The organism is Adlercreutzia equolifaciens, assembly GCF_029076695.1.
In the GTDB taxonomy this organism is placed as follows: domain Bacteria; phylum Actinomycetota; class Coriobacteriia; order Coriobacteriales; family Eggerthellaceae; genus Adlercreutzia; species Adlercreutzia equolifaciens_A.
In genome coordinates this window covers 1-309 of the sequence record NZ_JARFIK010000301.1, presented here as the reverse complement: position 1 = coordinate 309, position 309 = coordinate 1, and the positions used below count along the sequence as shown (strand labels likewise).

Annotated in this window: 1 pseudogene; it reads left to right on the top strand. The window is 73.8% G+C overall.

Annotation, left to right across the window (positions count from 1 at the left end):
- Nucleotides 1-309, top strand: a pseudogene (locus PZH32_RS12490) (alpha/beta fold hydrolase); the annotation flags it as partial.

Genomic DNA, 309 nt, shown 5'->3' with positions numbered 1-309 from the left:
GTGCGCGGGCCACGAAGGCGCCGCGCCTCTGGCCGCAGCTTGCGACCGCGTTGCCCAGGTGGTGCGCCAGGTGGCCGGGGTGGAGGGCGCTCCCGGCGTGGTGGGCTATTCCATGGGAGGCCGCCTGGCGGCAGAAGCTCTGGTGAGGCACCCCGATCTGCCCCTGGCGGCCCTGGTGCTGGAAAGCGCCGGCGTGGGCCCGGCGGACGAAGATGTCCGTGCGGCCATGGCGCAGCGCAACGAGGGATGGGCCGCCCGTATGCGCGCCGAGGGCGTGGAGGCGTTCATGGATTGGTCGGAGAGGCTGCC